Source organism: Gemmata algarum, from assembly GCF_034097035.1.
Classification (GTDB): domain Bacteria; phylum Planctomycetota; class Planctomycetia; order Gemmatales; family Gemmataceae; genus Gemmata; species Gemmata algarum.
In genome coordinates this window covers 40,445-58,708 of the sequence record NZ_JAXBLV010000193.1, presented here as the reverse complement: position 1 = coordinate 58,708, position 18,264 = coordinate 40,445, and the positions used below count along the sequence as shown (strand labels likewise).

General features: G+C 66.8%; 16 protein-coding genes. 13 read left to right on the top strand and 3 right to left on the bottom strand.

Going from position 1 to position 18,264, the window contains the following annotated elements:
* The coding region (locus R5W23_RS32755) for a DUF1573 domain-containing protein (protein ID WP_407936151.1) at positions 1-483 on the bottom strand (483 nt) is incomplete at its 3' end.
* 610 nt (positions 484-1,093) lie between these two features.
* On the opposite strand from R5W23_RS32755, the gene R5W23_RS20215 reads away from it, so the two are divergent.
* From R5W23_RS20215 to R5W23_RS20170, 10 genes are all read left to right on the top strand, one after another.
* Positions 1,094-1,489, top strand: coding sequence for a hypothetical protein (locus R5W23_RS20215; protein WP_320687847.1), 396 nt, complete (start codon positions 1,094-1,096; stop codon positions 1,487-1,489).
* A gap of 111 nt (positions 1,490-1,600) precedes the next feature.
* A complete protein-coding gene (locus R5W23_RS20210; protein ID WP_320687846.1) occupies positions 1,601-2,296 on the top strand; it encodes a hypothetical protein in 696 nt (231 codons plus the stop codon).
* Between the two features lie 445 nt (positions 2,297-2,741).
* Positions 2,742-3,497 carry a hypothetical protein gene (locus tag R5W23_RS20205; protein WP_320687845.1) on the top strand — a complete coding sequence of 252 codons (756 nt, stop codon included), beginning with the start codon at positions 2,742-2,744 and terminating at the stop codon, positions 3,495-3,497.
* A 323-nt stretch (positions 3,498-3,820) separates the two neighbouring features.
* Entirely contained in the window at positions 3,821-6,106 is a 2,286-nt protein-coding gene (locus tag R5W23_RS20200) for a methyl-accepting chemotaxis protein (protein WP_320687844.1), read from the top strand.
* 225 nt (positions 6,107-6,331) lie between these two features.
* Positions 6,332-6,703 (top strand): STAS domain-containing protein, encoded by a 372-nt coding sequence (locus R5W23_RS20195; RefSeq protein WP_320687843.1) that lies wholly within the window; start codon positions 6,332-6,334, stop codon positions 6,701-6,703.
* A gap of 339 nt (positions 6,704-7,042) precedes the next feature.
* Positions 7,043-7,510, top strand: coding sequence for an NUDIX hydrolase (locus R5W23_RS20190; protein WP_320687842.1), 468 nt, complete (start codon positions 7,043-7,045; stop codon positions 7,508-7,510).
* Positions 7,511-7,611: 101 nt separating this feature from the next.
* Positions 7,612-8,679, top strand: coding sequence for a substrate-binding domain-containing protein (locus tag R5W23_RS20185; RefSeq protein ID WP_320687841.1), 1,068 nt, complete (start codon positions 7,612-7,614; stop codon positions 8,677-8,679).
* Between the two features lie 126 nt (positions 8,680-8,805).
* Positions 8,806-10,317 (top strand): sugar ABC transporter ATP-binding protein, encoded by a 1,512-nt coding sequence (locus tag R5W23_RS20180; RefSeq protein ID WP_320687840.1) that lies wholly within the window; start codon positions 8,806-8,808, stop codon positions 10,315-10,317.
* Positions 10,317-11,294, top strand: a complete 978-nt coding sequence (locus tag R5W23_RS20175; protein WP_320687839.1) for an ABC transporter permease — start codon at positions 10,317-10,319, stop codon at positions 11,292-11,294. Before R5W23_RS20180 ends, R5W23_RS20175 begins: the two co-directional genes overlap by 1 nt.
* A gap of 7 nt (positions 11,295-11,301) precedes the next feature.
* The gene (locus R5W23_RS20170) at positions 11,302-11,505 is read left to right on the top strand and encodes a hypothetical protein (protein WP_320687838.1); all 204 of its coding nucleotides are present in this window, start codon (positions 11,302-11,304) and stop codon (positions 11,503-11,505) included.
* 725 nt (positions 11,506-12,230) lie between these two features.
* Here R5W23_RS20170 and R5W23_RS20165 read toward each other — a convergent pair.
* Complete coding sequence (locus tag R5W23_RS20165) at positions 12,231-12,911, bottom strand: hypothetical protein (RefSeq protein ID WP_320687837.1); 681 nt, start codon at positions 12,909-12,911, stop codon at positions 12,231-12,233.
* A gap of 1,128 nt (positions 12,912-14,039) precedes the next feature.
* A complete protein-coding gene (locus R5W23_RS20160; RefSeq protein WP_320687836.1) occupies positions 14,040-14,216 on the bottom strand; it encodes a hypothetical protein in 177 nt (58 codons plus the stop codon).
* A 298-nt stretch (positions 14,217-14,514) separates the two neighbouring features.
* Between R5W23_RS20160 and R5W23_RS20155 the strand changes: the two genes are divergently transcribed.
* The 3 genes from R5W23_RS20155 to R5W23_RS20145 all read left to right on the top strand — a co-directional run bounded on the left by R5W23_RS20155 (position 14,515) and on the right by R5W23_RS20145 (position 18,078).
* Positions 14,515-14,742, top strand: coding sequence for a hypothetical protein (locus R5W23_RS20155; protein WP_320687835.1), 228 nt, complete (start codon positions 14,515-14,517; stop codon positions 14,740-14,742).
* 314 nt (positions 14,743-15,056) lie between these two features.
* Entirely contained in the window at positions 15,057-16,028 is a 972-nt protein-coding gene (locus R5W23_RS20150; RefSeq protein WP_320687834.1) for a HEAT repeat domain-containing protein, read from the top strand.
* A gap of 715 nt (positions 16,029-16,743) precedes the next feature.
* Positions 16,744-18,078: a Gfo/Idh/MocA family protein gene (locus R5W23_RS20145; RefSeq protein WP_320687833.1), complete on the top strand. Its 1,335-nt coding sequence runs from the start codon at positions 16,744-16,746 to the stop codon at positions 18,076-18,078.
* Positions 18,079-18,264: the final 186 nt, after the last annotated feature.

Sequence of the window (18,264 nt, the reverse complement as noted above, 5' to 3'; positions counted from 1 at the left end):
TGAGATGACATACTCAGCCCCCGAGGCGACAAGCAACGGCCGGGCACGACCTCGGAGCACCCAGGTTGCGCTATCGCGACCACGAATGACCGCTGCCAGCGGCACTTCTACCCGCGACTGCGTGGAGGAGGACATATCCACCGTCCGTGTTAGGTCTATATTCATTTGAATATTCTGTGTCTCTCCGGGCTCCAAACGGAGGCTAGTCGGCTGAACGCCGGCGCAGTCGCAGGAGGTTCGCCACCTCTCGATTTGGACCGTCTGTTGACTCGTGTTGTGAACGCGCAGGACACGAACAAACGCGGGATCTGCCCACGCGTCACCGAAGTCAAGATCTTCCGGGGCCACGACTATATCGCTGCCCGTCTGCGGCACTTCGGAGCTTGGAGGAGAATGTGAGAGCAAACGACCAGTCACTGCGCCGCCGGCGGCGGCGCAGCTGCTCGCGATGATGGTGACAATGAGCACACGACGCCGAAGCATGATGTCTTCTCAAATTCCTAAGAATTTGACGAATTGCCCTCATCAAGAATTACTCGGAGCTTTCGACTGTGTCAATCCATATAATCGACAAGATTCGCACTTTTCGAGTAGTACGGTGGCAAGCTGGGTAGGTAAGCCTCCGACATCCACTGGGCCACCAACGGCCTCCGTGACCCCGCGCCGCGGGAGCACTCCGCAGCGCCAATCGACCTCATGCAGAACGGCGGCACTTCCATCACGCTAGGCCCGCCTCCAGTGGGTCGGCGGCTTAGCGTCACATCCTCAATATCACTAGCATGATCTGGTCGACTAGGTAATCGCGCTGCGGACGCGGGGCATAACGCCGGCCATTCAGTACGGGTTGACGGCCGTCGCCTGCCGTGGGTGCATTGATTCCACTCGGTAGCCGCGTGAGATTGCGGAAGAGAAAGCGGCCGCACTTTTTGCAAAACGTCTACCAGGCCCGCACGCTTCGTCGCACGTTCCCCAGCGGGATGGTGCGATTCCCTGGGGTTTCGCGCGAAGCGTGCGGTGCTCATTTTCAGCGATTTTGCCGCATCCTCAGCGGTTTTCGCATTTCTCCGACTCCCACTACCAGACCTTCTTCGGCATGCGCGACGTGGTCCGGCCGCTGGCCGCGACGCCGGGGACGGCGGTGCTGCCGTTCCAGTACCGCAAGGTGCCGAAGGCGAAGCGGGTCGTGGTGGAGTGCTGCCCGTCGTCGGTGCTGAAGAGGGACGGGCTGCCGCACCAGAACTACAAGCACCCGAGAGGCGGGCCGCTGCCGCGCCGGTGCGTCGCGACCCGGCACGCGATCCTGGGCGGGCTGGCCCGCCGGGTGCGGATCAGCGACCACTTCCGGCGGGTCATCATGCGGAACCCGGGCGGTGACGCGCTGGACGCGGTGATCGCGGCGGTCGGGGCGCTTCGGGGCGTCCGCGAGGCGGACCACAAGGCCCTCGCGGTACACCCGCGGCTCACCCGCGAGGGCTGGATGTACGTCTGACGCACGTGCTGTAACAACCCAGCTCGCCTGCTCGGCGCGCCGGAAAGGCGCTCTCGACACGCCCCGGCGTACCGGCTATCGGCGGGCTCCCTGTGTACACGGAGCACCGGCATGAACCGCATCGCCGCACTGGTCGCGGGCCTCGCGCTGCTGGCCTCGACCGGGTGCCTGTCCGACGGGTCGTGGTCCGCGCGCCGCCTGTTCGGGCCGGACGACGGCACGTCGAACTTCAACCCGAAGGACGTGCCGGCCGCGTCGCTCCAAACCGCCAGCCGGGTCGAGGTGCTGAGCCGGCGCATCGTCGTGCAGAACACGTTCACCGGCATCGAGCCCATGATTTTCACGATCGGCGTGAAGGAGCCCACGCTGTTCCACCGCGGCCCGAACGAACTGTTCATCAGCGAGGGGCTGGTGAACAAGTGCAAGACCGAAGAAGAACTCGCGGCGGTGCTGTGCTCGGAACTCGGCCAGATGGTGGCGGAAGCGCGGAACGCGAAGAGCGTGGCCCGTGAGGTGGCCCCGCTGCGGGACACCGGCCACGGCGCGGGGTCGATGGTTCCCGGAGGTACGGCCTACGACGCGAGCCAGCAGGCGAACCTCGCGTACCACGAAAAGCGGTACCCGCGAACCGCCCCCGGGGTCGATCCCGAGGACACCGCGAAGGTCGCCCGCGAGCTGATGAAAGGCGCCGGCTTCGACCCCGCGGGGCTGGAGCAGGTGCAACCGCTGGTCAAGCAGTCCGACCGCGGCGAGTTGCTGCGCAAGCAACTCAACACGTCGGCCCCGGCGCCGACCTGGCAGAAGTAGCACACCCGGGCGCCCCGCCGCGCAACCCGCTCCCGGTCGTTTCAAGTTGGCGACGGCCGGAATTGAGATTAGTAGCCGGACCCGAACACGTCCGAGTAATAACGGACTTCGCCCGCGGCGAAGAGCGTATGGCGGCACCACGCGGGGAACCGTGCCCGCGTGCGTAGCCGGTGCCGGGCTCAGCATTCCTCTCGCGGCCACGCTCGAGTACCGCGCGTTCCTGGTCCCGACGGCCGGCGTCCTGATCGCAGCCGGTCTCAGCTTCATTCCCGTCTGGGGCCAAGTGATTTACCGGATATGCGCGGGGCGGTGGTATCGGTCTTGCCGGTGCCCGCTATGCGGTTCGGTGCCGCCCGCCGGGCCGTGACGCAACTTCCGCCGACGCGTGAAACCGTGCCCGCGCCGCGGCGTCATCCCAATGAACCGACGGCCGCCGGGGCACGCGATGACCACTCCCCCGTCCACAAACAGACCCGACGCGCCGGCCCCGCCGAATGGGCTGTCGGCCGTCTGGTGGGCGCTGGTCGGCGCGGCCTGGACCGGTGGCGTTTGGGCGGCGGCGCTGGTGTTCGGTTTCGCGTACTTCGGGGTTTCGTTCCGTGCCGATGCCACAACGGACCCCCTGCCGTGGGCGTTGGGCCTCGGCAGTGCCGGGGCCGTTCTCGGCTTGTCCGTCGGCATGCTCGTCGGTCGCGCCGCCGGCGGACCGCGGCGGTTCACGTTCGCGGCCCGGCTCGGGGTGCTCGGCGCGCTCGGCGGAACCGTCGGCGGCGGGCTGACCGCACACGCCATCGTCTTGAGCACCGGACTGCTGCACCCGCTGGTGAGTTCGACTCTGGTGTGGGCACTCGCGGGCCTGCTCGTCGGGGCGCTCGGTCACACGTGGGCACGCCGGCCCGGGCTCCCCACCTGCGCCGGTCAGGACGTTCTCGCACCACACCAGCCCGGGGGCCTCACTCGGCGGAACGCGCCCCGGCCGCTGCTCCGCGCGGCGCCGGTTCTGGCGGCGTCCGCGCTGGCGTTCGCCGGTGCCCTCGTGGTACCTCCGGGTCAGACAGCCGGCTTGGCGGCGGTGGGCGTCCTGGGGTTAACGGTCGCGCTCACGTTGCGCGGTCAGGAGCGCCGGCTCCAAGACCTTAACGCACGGCTCCGCGAGTTCGAGCGCCGCGACCTCAACGAGCGAGAACGTGACGAGCGGTGAGCAAGAGCAGGGCCAGCAACGAATTACGATCGCGCCGCCACTCACTCACACCTTCCACGCGGAGGTCGTGCCGCTGAACGCGCCTCCGCGAGTTGAGGGCTCGTGAGGCCAACTCATCACACCCTGACCTTCGCCGCAGATACTTACACTTGTCAAACTGGCAAAAATTTGTGCTCTCTCGACGATAGTTACTGACCCGCTGCGGCCAGGGTGCGACACCAGGCGAGTGCGCAGCAACGGCCGCCCGGCGCCCGCAGGGCGGGTGTGCGGGCGCGGGGAAGGGCACGTCCACTCTCCTGGCACTGCATGCCAAGGGCAACGCCATGAACTGGTTCCGCAACCTGAAGGTGTCGTCCAAGATCGGCATCAGCTTTGGTGCCCTTATTGCGCTGATGGCGGCTGCCGGTTGGGTCGGGCTGCGCGGCCAGGCGCAGGTGATCGACCGCACTGCGATCATCGCCCGCCACGCGGACGGGCTGAACCACCTTCAGGAGGCCAACGGCGAGTTGCTCCACATCGACCGCGAAGTGCGCAACGCGATCCTGGACACGGAGCCCGCCGCGGTGGACCGGCGGGCGGCCGACATTCGCTCCTACGAGGCGCGGTTCCGCACCGAGTTCGACGCCTACCGCCGCACCATCGCCCGCGACGAACAGAAGGCCCGAGCCGCCGACATCGAGCGCCGGTTCAGCGAGTTGCGGACGGCCCAGGACGCGGTCGTCGCCCTCGCGCGCGAGCACAAGGATCAGGAGGCCACGGCGCGGCTGCCGGGGGTCCGGGCGGCCGTTGACGCGGTCGAGCAGGGGCTCAACGAGTTGCTCAGCTCGAAGCAGGAGCTCATGAAAGCGTTGCAGGCCGAGGCGAACGAATTCGGCGACCTCACGCGCACGAGGGTCATGGGGGCCGTGGGGGGCGGGTGCGTGCTGGCCCTCGGGCTCGGGTTCGCGCTGACGGCGCTGACCGCCCGCCCGCTCCAGCAGACGAAGGACGTGATCGAGGCGGTGGCCAAAGGCGACCTGACCCGGCACACCGAGGTGCGCTCCCGGGACGAAATCGGCCAGATGTCGGCGGCCCTGAACGTCGCAATTGACAACCTGCGCGCGGCGCACGAGCGGGACGCCGACTTCTCGAGCCAGCTCACCGCGGTGAACAAGGTGCAGGCGGTGATCGAGTTCCGGTTGGACGGCACCATCATTACGGCCAACGACAACTTCTTACGGGCGCTGGGGTACGGGCTGCCCGAGATCCAAGGCCGGCACCACAGCATGTTCGCCGAACCCGCCTTCGTCGCCAGCCCCGAGTACCGCGAGTTCTGGGCGCGGCTGAACCGCGGGGAGTACGTGGCGGGGGAGTTTAAGCGGCTCGGCAAGGGCGGCAAAGAGGTGTGGATCCAGGCTTCGTACAACCCGATCCTGGGACCCAACGGCAAACCCTACAAGGTGGTCAAGTTCGCCACCGACGTGACCGCCACCAAGCTCTTGGAACAAAAGGTGAGGGACGAGGCCGAGCGCTCGACGACGGCGGCGGCCGAGCTGGAGCGCAAGGTCGGGACGATCGTGCAGACCGTGGACGCGCTCGCGGCCGGCGATTTCACGGTGTCGATCCCGGACCTGGGCGACGACAACGTGGGCCGCATGGCCGCGTCGCTGAACCAAGCCGTGGAGAGCGTGCGGACGGCGCTGGAGGGGGTGAAGGGCGTGTCCGAGCAACTGGCCGACGCGTCCGCGCAATTGTCCGCGGCGAGCGAAGAGATCTCGTCCGGCGCCCAAGAGCAGGCGAGCAGCCTGGAGGAGACCGCGTCCGCGCTGGAGGAAATTACCGCCACCGTTCAGCGGAGCGCGGACAGCGCCCAGCAGGCGCGCCAGTTGGCCGGCGGGTCCAAGGAGGTGGCGGAGAAGGGGGGCCAGGTGGTGAGCGGGGCGGTGGGGGCGATGAGCGAGATCAGCGGGTCGTCGAAGAAGATTGAGGAGATCATCACGACGATCGACGAGATCGCGTTCCAGACCAACCTGTTGGCCCTGAACGCCGCCGTCGAAGCCGCCCGCGCCGGGGAACAAGGGCGCGGGTTCGCGGTGGTGGCGACGGAGGTGCGGAACCTGGCCCAGCGGTCCGCCACCGCGGCCAAGGAGATCAAGGGGCTGATCCAGGACAGCGTGAAGAAGGTGGAGACGGGCACCGAGCTGGTGAACAAGTCGGGGGACGCGCTGGCCGAGATCGTCACCAGCGTCAAGCGGGTCACCGACATCGTCACCGAGATCGCCGCCGCCAGCAAGGAACAGTCCATCGGCATCGACCAAGTCAATAAAGCCGTCACGCAGATGGACAGCGCCACCCAGCGGAACGCGGGCCAGACCGAGGAAATGAACGCCACCGCGCAGGCCCTGACCGACCAGGCCGCGCAACTCCGCGACCTCATCGCCCGGTTCAAACTCGCACACGGCCAAGGTTACACCGGCCCCACACGTGCGAGCAAGAAGGCCGCTTCGACGAAGCCCCGGGCGGCGGTCGCGAAGGCGGTCAACAACCGCCACGGGAGCAGCGGTCAGGCGTCGAACGGCCGCGGCCACGAACTCGATTCGCTCGGCGGCGACGGGTTCGCCGATTTCTGAGCGGGCGGCGCCCTTCACCGAGCCGCGATTGACGCGGGAGGGAAAGGCGCGGCACCACCCACGCGGCGGTCGCGCCCCGTCAAAACGTGACACACATCCTCCATCTGGTGCCGAGTTTCGGCCGGGTACCGCGTCGCGGGACGAGCGGTTTACGGGTTCTGCGGGGTCGCGCGGATCGCGTGCGGGGCGCGGTTCGGCCGTTGAAGCTGACGAGAACCAGTTGATATGCCCGAACCACCGTCCAACGTGTTCGTACTCCGCGGCCGGGTGGGGGTGCCCGAACTGCTCCACGCCACGCGCGAGGCGCTGCTCGCACTCCAAGCCGACCCCCGGTGCCAACCCGCACTGGACTGCTCCGGGGTCACGTCGTTCACCGGCGACGCACTGCTGTTGCTCGCCTGGGTGTGCCAGCAGGTTCGCGAGGCCGGGGCCAGCTTGCGACTGCTCGACCTCCCCCAGGTGGTGCTCGAAACCATCGCGGACCGGCTGATCGAGGCGACCATCCCCCCCGAACTCCAGCACCACGTCAAGGCCGCAATGGGTGACGAAGCCGGAGACGATCGCTGGCGGTGGGGGGACAGTTTTTCCAACAACTGAACGGATCATTCTACTCGGGCGGGACCGCGTGAGCGGATCGTGCTTCCGTTCTTGCTCGGACCTTGGTGGCGGAACGGCGGCGGGTCGTCGCTCCCTTTCGACCCGCGCGGGGGCCTCACTCTTCAAGAACGTTTTTAACAGGATCGACGGGGTAAACGGGGTTACAAATCGATCAGCATTCGACGCTATCAAAAACGTTCTTGGCCATTTCGTTGCGATTGAGTCCCACACTATCCTCGCTGCGGACATGAATCCGCAATGCCCTTGCTGCTCGGCTCGGCCGTTGCTAGCGTTCAGTGCCGTCCCGCACACCGCCCGGGCGGCGGACAGGAGCCTGACATGCCGCGCGCGCCGATCCCGACCTGGTGCTTCGCCCTCGTGGTGGTGCGCAAGGGCGATCAGTTCCTGATCGTGCAGGAGAACAAGCACGGGCAGCCGTGGTACCTGCCGGCCGGGCGGGTCGAAGAGGGCGAGACGTTCGCGGCGGCGGCGGTGCGCGAGACGCTCGAAGAAGGCGGCGTCCCGATCCGCCTCACCGGGGTCATCCGCGTGGAGCACGCCCCGCTCCCCATCGGGGCGCGGATGCGTGTGGTCTACCTCGCCGAACCCGCCGACGACACCCCGCCCAAGTCCCGCCCCGACGACGAGTCCCTCGGCGCGCGGTGGGTCACACTCGACGAGCTGCGCGACTACCACATGCGCGGCGAGGAGGTTGCGGAGCTGTTCGCCTACGTCGCGGGCGGCGGCACCGTTCACCCGCCGGATCTGATCAAGGGCGAAGGCGAGCCCTACCGGGCCGACCGTTGACGCCCTTACTTCGCACCTTCACGCTTGCCTCTTTGGTCACGCCCGGTAGTTTGTAAACACCCTTTACGAATTCCCGCTTCTCCCTCGAACTGGGTGCTACCGTGTCGACCGTCCTTCGCGTTTCGGTGATCGCCGCGCTGGCCGCGGTTCTGGCCTGCGTGCCCGCGTGCGGCAAGAAAGACGGGGCCGGTAAGGCCAAGATCGGTGTCGTCACCAACTGCACCGCCGACTTCTGGCGCATCTGCGAGGCCGGCGCGCAGAAGGCGGCGGCCGAGTTCAACGTAGAGCTTCTGTTCCGCCAGCCGGAACAGGACTTCGACGCGCAGGCGCAGATGAAGATCGTCGAGGCGTGGGAGAAGCAGGGCCTGGACGGGATGGTCGTCAGCGTCATCAACCCGAAGGGGCAGACCGAAGACCTCACCCGCATCGCGAAAAAGGTTCCGCTGGTCACGATGGACAACGACGCCGACCAGACCGGCCGCAAGTGCTACGTCGGGATCGACAACTACGAGGCCGGGAGGGCGGCGGGCAAGCTCATCAAGAGGGTCCTTCCCCAAGGGGGCACGGTCGGGGTGTTCATCGGCGACACCAAATCGGCGAACGGCCAAGCCCGCACGCAGGGCGTGTTCGACGAGCTGGCGGGCGAGAAGGACGCCAAGGGTGTGGACGGCGCGCACCCGCAGAAGCCGGACCTCGAGGTGCGCACGTACGGGAAAGACGTCAAGTACCACGTCGTGGACCGCACCCCGCGCGAGGACAACAGCCCGGTCAACGCCCAGAAGACCGCGGGCGCCGTGCTGGCCCGCGTGAAGGGGCTGCCGAACCTGTGCATGGTGGGGCTGTACGCCTACAACCCGCCCGCGATCCTGAACGAGGCGAAGGCCAAGGCGATGGCCAAGGACATCAAGATCGTCGGCTTCGACGAGGACTGGGAGACGCTCAAGGGGATCGCGGCCGGCGAGATCGAGGCGACCGTGGTGCAGGACCCGTTCGCCTACGGGTACGAGTCCGTGAAGGCGCTGGCGACCAAGAGCTTCGACGTCAAACGCATCCCGTACCGCGTCGTGACGAAGGACGGCAAGCCGGACCCGGCGCTCGGCTGCGAGGTGGTCGAGGTGGCGAAGTTCGAGCCGGACCTGCGGGGCAAACTCGAGTCGGTGAAGAAGTGACCCCGCGAACGCCCCGACAGCGCTGACGGGGCCGCCCGGGCGAGAGCGACACGTCGCGTTCGCCCCGGGCGGCCCCGCAGAACCGGTCCCGCGCCGCCCCATCTACCTGCCGCCGCTCGGTCCGCCATGCCCCACCCCCGGCTCCAAATCACGAACGCCCGCAAGCAGTTCCCCGGCGTGCTCGCGCTCGGCGGCGTCTCGCTCACGCTCGCGCCGGGCGAGGTGCTGGCAGTGGTCGGCGAGAACGGGGCCGGCAAGTCCACGCTCATGAAGATCGTCGCCGGGGTGTACACTCCGGACGCGGGCGAGGTGCGGCTCGACGGCCGGGCGGTGGCGTTCCGCGCCCCCGCGGAGGCCATCGCGGCCGGGGTGAGCCTGATCCACCAGGAGCTGAACCTCGCCGAGAACCTGACGGTCGCCGACAACCTGTTCCTGGGCCGCGAGGTCACCACCGGCGGCGCGCTGCGCGTGCTCGACCGCCGCGCGACAAGCGCCCGCGCCGCGGCGCTGCTCGGCCGCGTCGGGCTCCCCGCGGACCGGGCTCACGTGCGGGTCGAGGCCCTGCCGCCCGGCGAGAAGCAGCTCGTCGAGATCGCCCGCGCGCTCGGCACCGACGTGCGCCTGCTCATCATGGACGAGCCGACGTCCAGCCTCACGCAGAAGGAAACCGAGCAGCTCTACACCGTGATCGACGCCCTCAAGGCCGCGGGCGTGTCGGTCCTCTACATCTCGCACCGGCTCGCGGAGGTGAGGCGGGTCGCGGACCGGGTGGCGGTGCTGCGCGACGGGCAGAACGCGGGGGAGCTGGCGAAGGGCGAGGTCACGCACGACAACATGGTGCGGCTGATGGTGGGCCGCGACCTGAAACAGTTCTACCCCAAGGTCCACCGCTCTGGGACCGGGGGCGCGCCGGTGCTGAGCCTCCGCGGGGTGCGGTACCGGAACGGCCCGGTCACGCCCGCGAGCTTCGAGGTCCGGGCCGGCGAGGTTCTCGGGATGGCCGGGCTCGTGGGCGCGGGCCGCACCGAGCTGTCGGAGGCGGTTTTTGGCGTCCGCCCGCTCACCGCGGGCGAGGTGCGGCTCAACGGCGAACCGGTGCGCGTCCGGTCGCCACGGGACGCGATCGCGAGCGGCGTGCTGCTGGTGCCCGAGGACCGCCGGCTGCACGGGCTGGTGCTGGCCGAGGGCGTGGGCTTCAACCTGAGCCTCCCGAACCTGGACCGGCTCGGCTCGCCGCTCGGGGTGAACCGCCGCGCCGAGGCGGAGCTGCACCGCACCTGGATCGACCGGCTCCGGGTGAAGACGCCCACCGCGGCGCAGCCGGTCGGGCTCCTGTCCGGCGGGAACCAGCAAAAAGTGGTGTACGGGAAGTGGCTCGCGCGCGGCCCGCGGGTGCTGATCCTCGACGAGCCGACCCGCGGCGTGGACGTGGGCGCGAAGGCCGAGATCTACGCCCTCATCGACGAACTGGCGGGCCGGGGCGTCGCGGTCTGGATGATCACCAGTGACATGGAAGAGCTGCTCGGGATGTCAGACCGGGTGATCGTGATGCACGAGGGCCGTGTGGCCGGCGAGCTCGCCGGCGCGGCGCTGACGGAAGAAGCGGTAATGCGACTGGCGACCGGGGGAACCGCGTGATGACTCGCCTTCTGGGTGTCCTGGGCTTGGTCGCGGCGCTGTACGTGGCCCTGTTCCTCTCCGACGACAAGGCCGGCACGCCCGGCAACCTGATCGCCGTGGCCAGCTACCAGGGCCAGTACGGGGTCATCACGCTCGGCGCCGCGCTGGTCATCATCACCGGCGGCATCGACCTGTCCATCGGGTCCGTGGTCGCGTGCGGCGCGTTCCTGTTCGGCACGCTGGTGAACCGCGGCGTTCACCCGTACGCCGCGGTCCCGGTCGTGGTGCTGTTCGGGGCGTGCGCGGGCGCCGCGAACGGGCTGCTCGTCACGCGGATGCGGCTCCAACCGTTCCTCGTGACGCTGTGCGGGATGTTCATCTTCCGCGGGGCCGCGCGGCTGATCGGTAGCACCGTGAGCCTGAAGAACGCCGCGGAACTGCACCCGGAGTTCAACGGGCCGCTCCGGACCCTCCGCTACCTGCTCATCGGCAAGACGCCGGCGGACGGCGAGCTGGTGTTCCCGGCCCAGTTCGCGCTGCTGCTCGTACTCGCGGCGGCGGTCGGGTTCTTCCTGCACCGGTCCGCCTACGGCCGCTACTGGTACGCGATCGGGCACAGCGAACTGGCCGCGAAGTACGCGGGCGTCAACGTGAACCGCTCGCGGCTCGCGGTGTACGTGCTGTGCTCGGCGCTGGCGGCGCTGGCGGGCGTGCTGCTGTTCCTGGACGCGCCGTCGGTCCAGTCCAACAACGCGGGCCTGGGCTGGGAGCTGTACGCGATCCTCGGCGCGGTGCTCGGCGGGTGCAGCCTGCGGGGCGGTGAGGGCACCGCCGTGGGCATCGTGCTCGGTGCGATGGTGCTGCCGATCATCGAGAGCATCGTGACCTTCCGGGGCGCCGAAAGCGACGTGATCCCGGCGGTCGTGGGCGTGACCCTGCTGGTCGGCACGGTGGTGGACGAGCTGATCCGCCGCCGGTCCCGGGTCCACCGGTAGCGGCGCCGTGCCCGAAAATCACTTCGACAAAGCCGCGCGGTTCGCGGCCCAGTTGGAGCCGGCCGAGTTCCTCGCGTGGCGCCTCGACCGCCCCGCGGGCGCCCTCGGGTTCGCCGGCCGGCTCGACACGCGCGGCATCCCCTTTCCCGGCGAGCCGGACCGGGTGGGCGATGCGATCAGTCGCCCGCTTACGATGGCCTCCAAATACTAACAAGCCCCTAGGAATTCTAGGGACTTGTTAATTTCTAGCGGGCGTCTCGAAATCCGTCGAAACCGGTCGTTTTCAATGCCCGCGGTAGTATTTACTACCGCCTCCGACGTGACACTATCTGGATCGTTTTAAGCTTGCGCGGGTTAAGTTGTGGACTATTCCGTTGCCAACCTTGCAAGTGGCAGCTTAGCCTTGATTGCAAACAGTTATTAGGCAGGCAGTTTGATCATGCAATGCCGCAAGGCAACCTCCCGCTCTCGCTTGCTCGGCCGGCTGACGAAGCGCTGACTTCCGAAGCGAAAGAACCGGTCGTCTGGCTCGTAGAAGGGTAAGGCACAGCTGGTGAAGCTGCGACTCTGTCGCCGGAACGTCGTAGTGCCGACAGTTCGCGTAATGACAGCGCGTAACTCCCGGTGTCTTTACCGGAAGAAGGCCAGCGTCTGAGAGTTCAGCAGCGGCAATGGGCCACCAGTCTAAATCTGACGTAAGGCTGGATCTTCCGCCGTTATACCCAATGCAGAGACGCAATAGTTCATCATCGTTTTCGCTATTGACCAAAAAAAGGCTGTAAGGGTTTGGGTCACATAAGAAAACAGCCTCGGCGACGCAAACCGCACGCATTTCAGGCGATTGGCTTGGGTCACCGAGACTGTTCTTCTTAGGCAGTTTCCGGAGATAAACCGGGCCAATAAGACCTGACCCGGCCAACATTGGCTGGGCGGCCATTAATCCTCCAGAGCGCTCAGCACCTCGGTGGCAGCCTGCCGAACCTCAGGTTGCTGATCCTCACCAGCAAGCTCGCCAAGGAAGTACGTTACAACGTCCTTTACCCTTGGCCCCTCACACTCGGCCAAATCGCCGAGAGCGTGAGCCGCAGCTTCACGAATACCAACAGTACCCCGCAAAGCAGCAGTTAACGTCAGGATGATCTTCTCTGCAACATCAGCCTTCGATTGACAGACGCCACGTAGGATTGCGTACCAAATGCTATCCGTTACCTGACGGCGAAGACCTGGCGGATCCCACTTCGGAGAATCGATGCTGAGCAAACGCCGCGCGTATCTTGCCGCCTCTGGGCCGACTTCGGCGATGACATCGATAGCGATGTCGAGACCATCAGGACCGCCTTCTTTCGAGCACTGGAAAAGGAGCTCGTTGAAAGCTGGGCCTGGGTACCGAGTTGCTTTCAAATAATCAACAACCTTAGACCGGGCAACTGTCCGGTCACGGTGCGACGCGAGAATGAGGTTGCGAACCAGCCGCCAAAAAAGGGTCCGCTCCGCAGCACCTTCGCGCGCGGGCGTACTACGCTCGGCAGCAACTTCTTGCTTGTGCTGCTGTGACCCTGCCGCAGCCCCCACAGGCCGGCGGTAGCTCGTTCGTGTATCTCGAGTGGTCAGTGTCATGGTAACCATTCTACCCCGAATAGCAGGGAGAGCATTCGTGCGGTGACATTCAGATCGTCGCGAAATTTACCCGCAGCTGCTACGGCCGTAGTGTGATCTTCTGGGTTCGTGGATCTGTCGTGGTTGAATAAGAGGACCACAACCCCTTCTCGCTGAGCGGCATCAATGGTCACCTCAATCCAGGTGTCCTTACCACGATACGATCCGGCCCATTGTGTCCTGTGCAACTCCAGAGCCAGCGCCGATGGCGTTACCACAGGCGCCGGAATCAGCTGAGGAAGCGGCCTTGGCCCCCAATCTTCCAACGAACACGAAAAGTGAAAGTTGTGGCCAACGACACGAACCGGAGTGTGGGGCAAGTGGCCAATAACAGCGGCTACCGATGCTCCCGGATCATCGGGAACACCACGTTTCGGTTGCCGCGTGGCAACTGACAAGCGAGTGTAATCGACCTGCCATTCTCGTTGCCCAAGCAAAAACGCCTCTTCCTGAGGGTCGTCGCCCGGGAGGAACTGCGTCCTCTGAAACTCATCCTCTGTGCATAGCCTTTGCCTGCGGAGCCAATGGGGCTCTACGATATGGGGGTTGAACGGGCCGAGCGCGACAGTTTGCACCAGATCAAGAGAAATGCCGCTCATCGCTGCTTTCCCCCCTTTCTAGTGAGGCCGGGGCTTTGGCGAATCAGCTATCGCCACCGGAATGGCGGTTATAGCGATTTCAACGCAGATTGCCAGTTGATTCGCGTCCCAGCAACCAAGCGCCTTTGCAGACCCCGTTTACCTCCAGAGAATTGTGCGCAATAAACACTTAGTGCGCAAACTTCTTCTTCGTTGATCTCTTCGTCATTTGCTCTGCTTGAACCGTTTGTGCTCTTAAGCAGAGAGCACATTCCCTCCAAAGGGTTCAGGTCGCGCCACAGGCCTTCGCTCATTTTTTCACCATAAGCCATTATAAAAAACATCTTACGCTGCAATCAGCTTGGTGCTGCCGAACCTGCATGAGCCACAATCCTGTACAGCACGCACCTTCCCCATCGTCCTGTCGATGATCTGCCGCACTCGGGCGGCACACAGCCCGAGTCCGCACGCCAAGATCGTTTGCGTCTCGCCGCCAGCGTAGTGGCACGACCTACCCTGCCGCCGCTCGAAGCTTTACCAGTGCCCCCGCGACCACGTGCCCCACGCGGCTGCGGCTCGCGCCCTGCTCGGCGGCCAGGTCTCCGAGCAGTTCCCCGCCCCCGACGTGCCGGGTGAACAGCTCCCGCTGCCGGGTTGTCAGCTTGGCGCGGGCGAGCAGCGCGGCCAACTCCTCCGCGCCTCCTTCCTGGGACTCGTTGCCCTTGCCACGCTCACGGGGCGCACCCGCCTCAACGGCATCGCGCGTCGGGCGACCGCACGGCCCCGCCCGGATCCACGCCCTCGGCTTCCGACATCGATTGCGGTGGCTACGTGCCCCTGGGGATCGGTCCCGGCCCGCCCCGAGCCGCCTCGCCCCGCCCGACGGGGGCGGCCCGCCGTAGACAGGCCCTGGACACTTCGCCTTGTGTTCTCTCCGCGCGCCGCTATGAGGCGTGAGACAAACACGGTGCGGAGGGGGAGTAGACATGCGGGCGCTGATCGCGCTGGTCGTCGCGTGCGCGGCGATCGGGTGTCACCACGACAAGTACAACGTGAGCCGTCCGAAGGTGGAGGAGTACCTCGATCCGCCGAACGAACCGCGGTACAACGAGCCCGATAAGGCCACGTACCGGCCGCCGCCCGCTCAGAAGAAGGAAGAGAACCTGCGCGACCGCAACAAGGGCGGTCCCGGTGGCGGCCCCGGCGGGTTCTAATACATGAACCCGCAACGGGTGCCGGTTTTCTTGACGAGCCGCGACCGCCAGCGACCGGGGTACGTGGCCGCTCCCCGGCGGTCGCGGCTCGTCAAGAAAACCGGCACTACCACCGGGCACGTATGTAAGGACGGTGCCGGCCGCACCGGTTTGACGGGCGCACGGACGGGGCGGTTGTGGCCCGTGCGCCGGCGGTAGCGGGCCGGTGGCCCACCTCGCCTTCCCATTTTTACAGAACTCCCACAACGCAAGCGGCCCGAGACCGATCTCTTCTGATGTCCCCGGTTCGCCGCGGGGGCGCAGTGGAGTCTCCCGTGTCACGCACCCCGATTGCCCTCGTTGCCTTGGCGGCGTTCTCGCTACCGGCGCTGGCCGGGCCGACCAACCCGTTCTCGCGCAAGCCCCGGCTCGACGAGGCGAAAGCCCACTCGCTGGTTGAAACGCTCAAAAGTGATCGCGACGAGAAGAAGAGAAAGGCCGCGGCCGACGAACTCGGGCGCGCGGACCCGCGGCTCAGTCCCGAGGTGGCCCCGGCCCTCGTGCGCGCGCTCCGCAGTGACGAGTCGGCGTCGGTGCGTGTGGAAGCGGCTGCGTCGCTCCGCGAGTTGGGCGAAGTGTACCCGCAGGCGGCGGTCGCACTGAGCGAGGCGGCCGAAGGTGATTCCTCGCCGCTGGTTCGGTTGGCCGCACAGCGGACCCTGTGGGAATATCACCTGAGCGGCTACCGGGCGGCCAAGGGGGGCGACGGACTGCCGGCGCAAACCGTCGAGCCGCCGATCGCGAGCCCGGCGGGACCGCGCCAGGCGGTCGCCCTGATCCCCGCGCCGCCGGTTCCCGCGGTTCCGGCACGGCTCCCCCCGCTCGCCCCCACCGCAACGCTCCAATTGCCGGCGGTGGGAGCGCAACCGGTCGGCACGCGACCGCCCGCGGTACCACCTTCAATGCCCTCGTCCGGGCCGCGGCTGCTTTGGCCGAACGTGCTGCCCGGCGCGCGCGCGGCCGTTCGCTCGATGTTCACCCCCTCGGCCCCAACACCAGCCCCGCCCGCCGCACCGACTGCGGCCTCACCGGCCGTACCGAATTTGACCAACGAACCGCCGGTTGCGAAGAATCCGCCGCGTGTAGCGATGGCCCCTTCTCGGCCCGCACCGGCTCCGGAACCGCCGCAACAGGTTCCGGATTACGTGCCGACGCTGCCGCCGTTCCGACCGACCCTGCCAGAAGTGGTAACACCACCGTGGGCCACCCCGTTGCCGGTGCCGAAGACCGGCCCGCAACCAAAGTAGCGCGGCTCGGGAGCCGTGTGCCATCTGCCGGTATGGACGGGTCACCCGCTCCGCACCGCGCAGGCCAGAACCGACAGGATTCAAACCTGACGGGCCGGGGGCGTGGGACGTGGATCCGGTGATCCGTCCCACGCCCCTGGCCCGTCAGGCACGCGCGGAAGCCGTTGGTGCGGGTACCGCACCGGTATGCGATCCGGGTGCGGCGAGGGGCTAACGCGCGGGCGTGTCGGCCGGTTCTGTGCAACGAGAGATTGGCTGCGGGGCGGCATCGGTACGGGGCGCCGACTGGACATTCGCTGCCTTTGGGCTGGTCACGAACTGGCGATTCGCTGGGTCGGAGCTACCACCGAATCACACCCAAAGGCCGGGTCGCGTTGCCGAGACGGGCCGAACGCCGTTCCTGAAGCCGCCGATTTGGTTGCCGCAACATGATTGCCACAAGTGGTTTGCGATTGGATGCGATCGAGTGAACTGCTTCGCCGCCTTGGCGGAAGGTTGGTACAGACTGCTTTATTTGAGGTTTTTTGGGAGTTCCGAAACAACCACACGAGCGAAAACGCCCGAAATGCTCGCTGCTAAAGCAACAACGATTCAACGAACGGAGAGCTTGTTTCCGGCTGCCGCGTTCGGACGACTGGCACCCTCGTGCCTTTCTGCTTGTGTGAGTCACCGTGGGCGCGATAATGGCCCGCACCCACCTTCCGGAGGCGCATTCATGTCGCGCACCCTGTCACGTCGCTCGCTGCTCAAAACGTCGGCCGCCGCCGCAACCGCCCTCGCGGCGCCGAACTACATCCGCGCCCGTAACGCCAACGAGAAGCTCAACGTCGCGATCATCGGTGCCGGCGGGCGCGGCGCCGCCAACCTTAACGGCGTGGCGTCCGAAAACATCGTGGCGCTCTGCGACGTGAGTGCCCCGGCGGTCGAGAAGGCCGCGGAGAAGCACACGTCCGCCCGCAAGTTCACCGACTTCCGCAAGCTGTTCGAGCAGCCGAAAACGTTCGACGCGGTCGTGGTCAGCACGTGCGAACACACGCACGCGTTCGCCACGCTGCTCGCCCTTCAGCACGGGAAGCACGTGTACTGCGAGAAGCCGCTCACGCACAACATCTGGGAGGCCCGCGTCATCCGCGAGGCGGCGGCGAAGACCAAGCTCGCTACCCAGATGGGGACACAGATCCACGCCGAGGACAACTACCGCCGCGTGGTGGAGTTGATCCAAACCGGGGCCGTCGGTCCGGTGCGCGAGGTTCACGTGTGGGTGGGCCGCGCCTGGGGACTGCAATCGGCCGAAGAGGCGAAGGCGAACAAGGACATCCTGTTCGTGACCGAGCGGCCGAAGGACGATGTGCGGCCCCCCGCGGGCCTCGATTGGGAACTGTGGCTCGGGCCGGCGCCGGCCCGTCCGTTCAACCCCGTGTACGTGCCGGGGCCGAAATGGTACCGGTGGTGGGACTTCGGCAACGGCACGATGTCCGACCTCGGCTCGCACTGGAACGACCTGCCGTTCTGGGCGCTGAAGCTGAAAGCGCCGACCGCGGTCGCGGCGAACGGCCCGAAGCCGCACCCCGAACTCGCACCGGCGTCGATGCAGGCCGTGTACGAGTTCCCGGCCCGCGGGGACATGCCCGCGGTCAAAATGACGTGGCACCAGGGCAGCTTCAAGCCGCCGCAGTGGACCGAAAAGAAGATCCCGCAGTGGGGCAGCGGGGTGCTGTTCGTCGGCGACAACGGGATGCTGCTGTCGGACTACTCGAAGTACCTGTTGTTGCCCGAAAAGCGGTTCGCCGATTTCGTGCGGCCAAAACCCTTCATCGAGAAGTCGAAGGGCCATTACGCCGAGTGGATTCACGCCTGCAAGACCGGCGCGCCGACCACCTGCAACTTCGAGTACGCGGGGTGGCTGACGGAATCGAACCACCTGGGCAACGTCGCGTTCCGGGTCGGCAAGCGGTTGGAGTGGGACGCCGAGAAGATGAAGGCGACGAACTGCCCCGACGCGGACCCGTTCATCCGCCGCGAGTACCGCAAGGGCTGGCAACTCGTGTGACCGCCGGCGCGACGCAGAGATGGAAACCGGCGGGGGACCGGCCGGGACCGTAATGGGGGCAGTGGCGGCTGGTCGCTACCCCCTTCGCTGGCCGCACGCTGGCACCGGACTGGCGATTCGCGGGTTGGTTGCTACCCGCGAATCGCGCCCAAAAGCCTTGTGGGTGGTTCCTGTTGTGTCACTCGC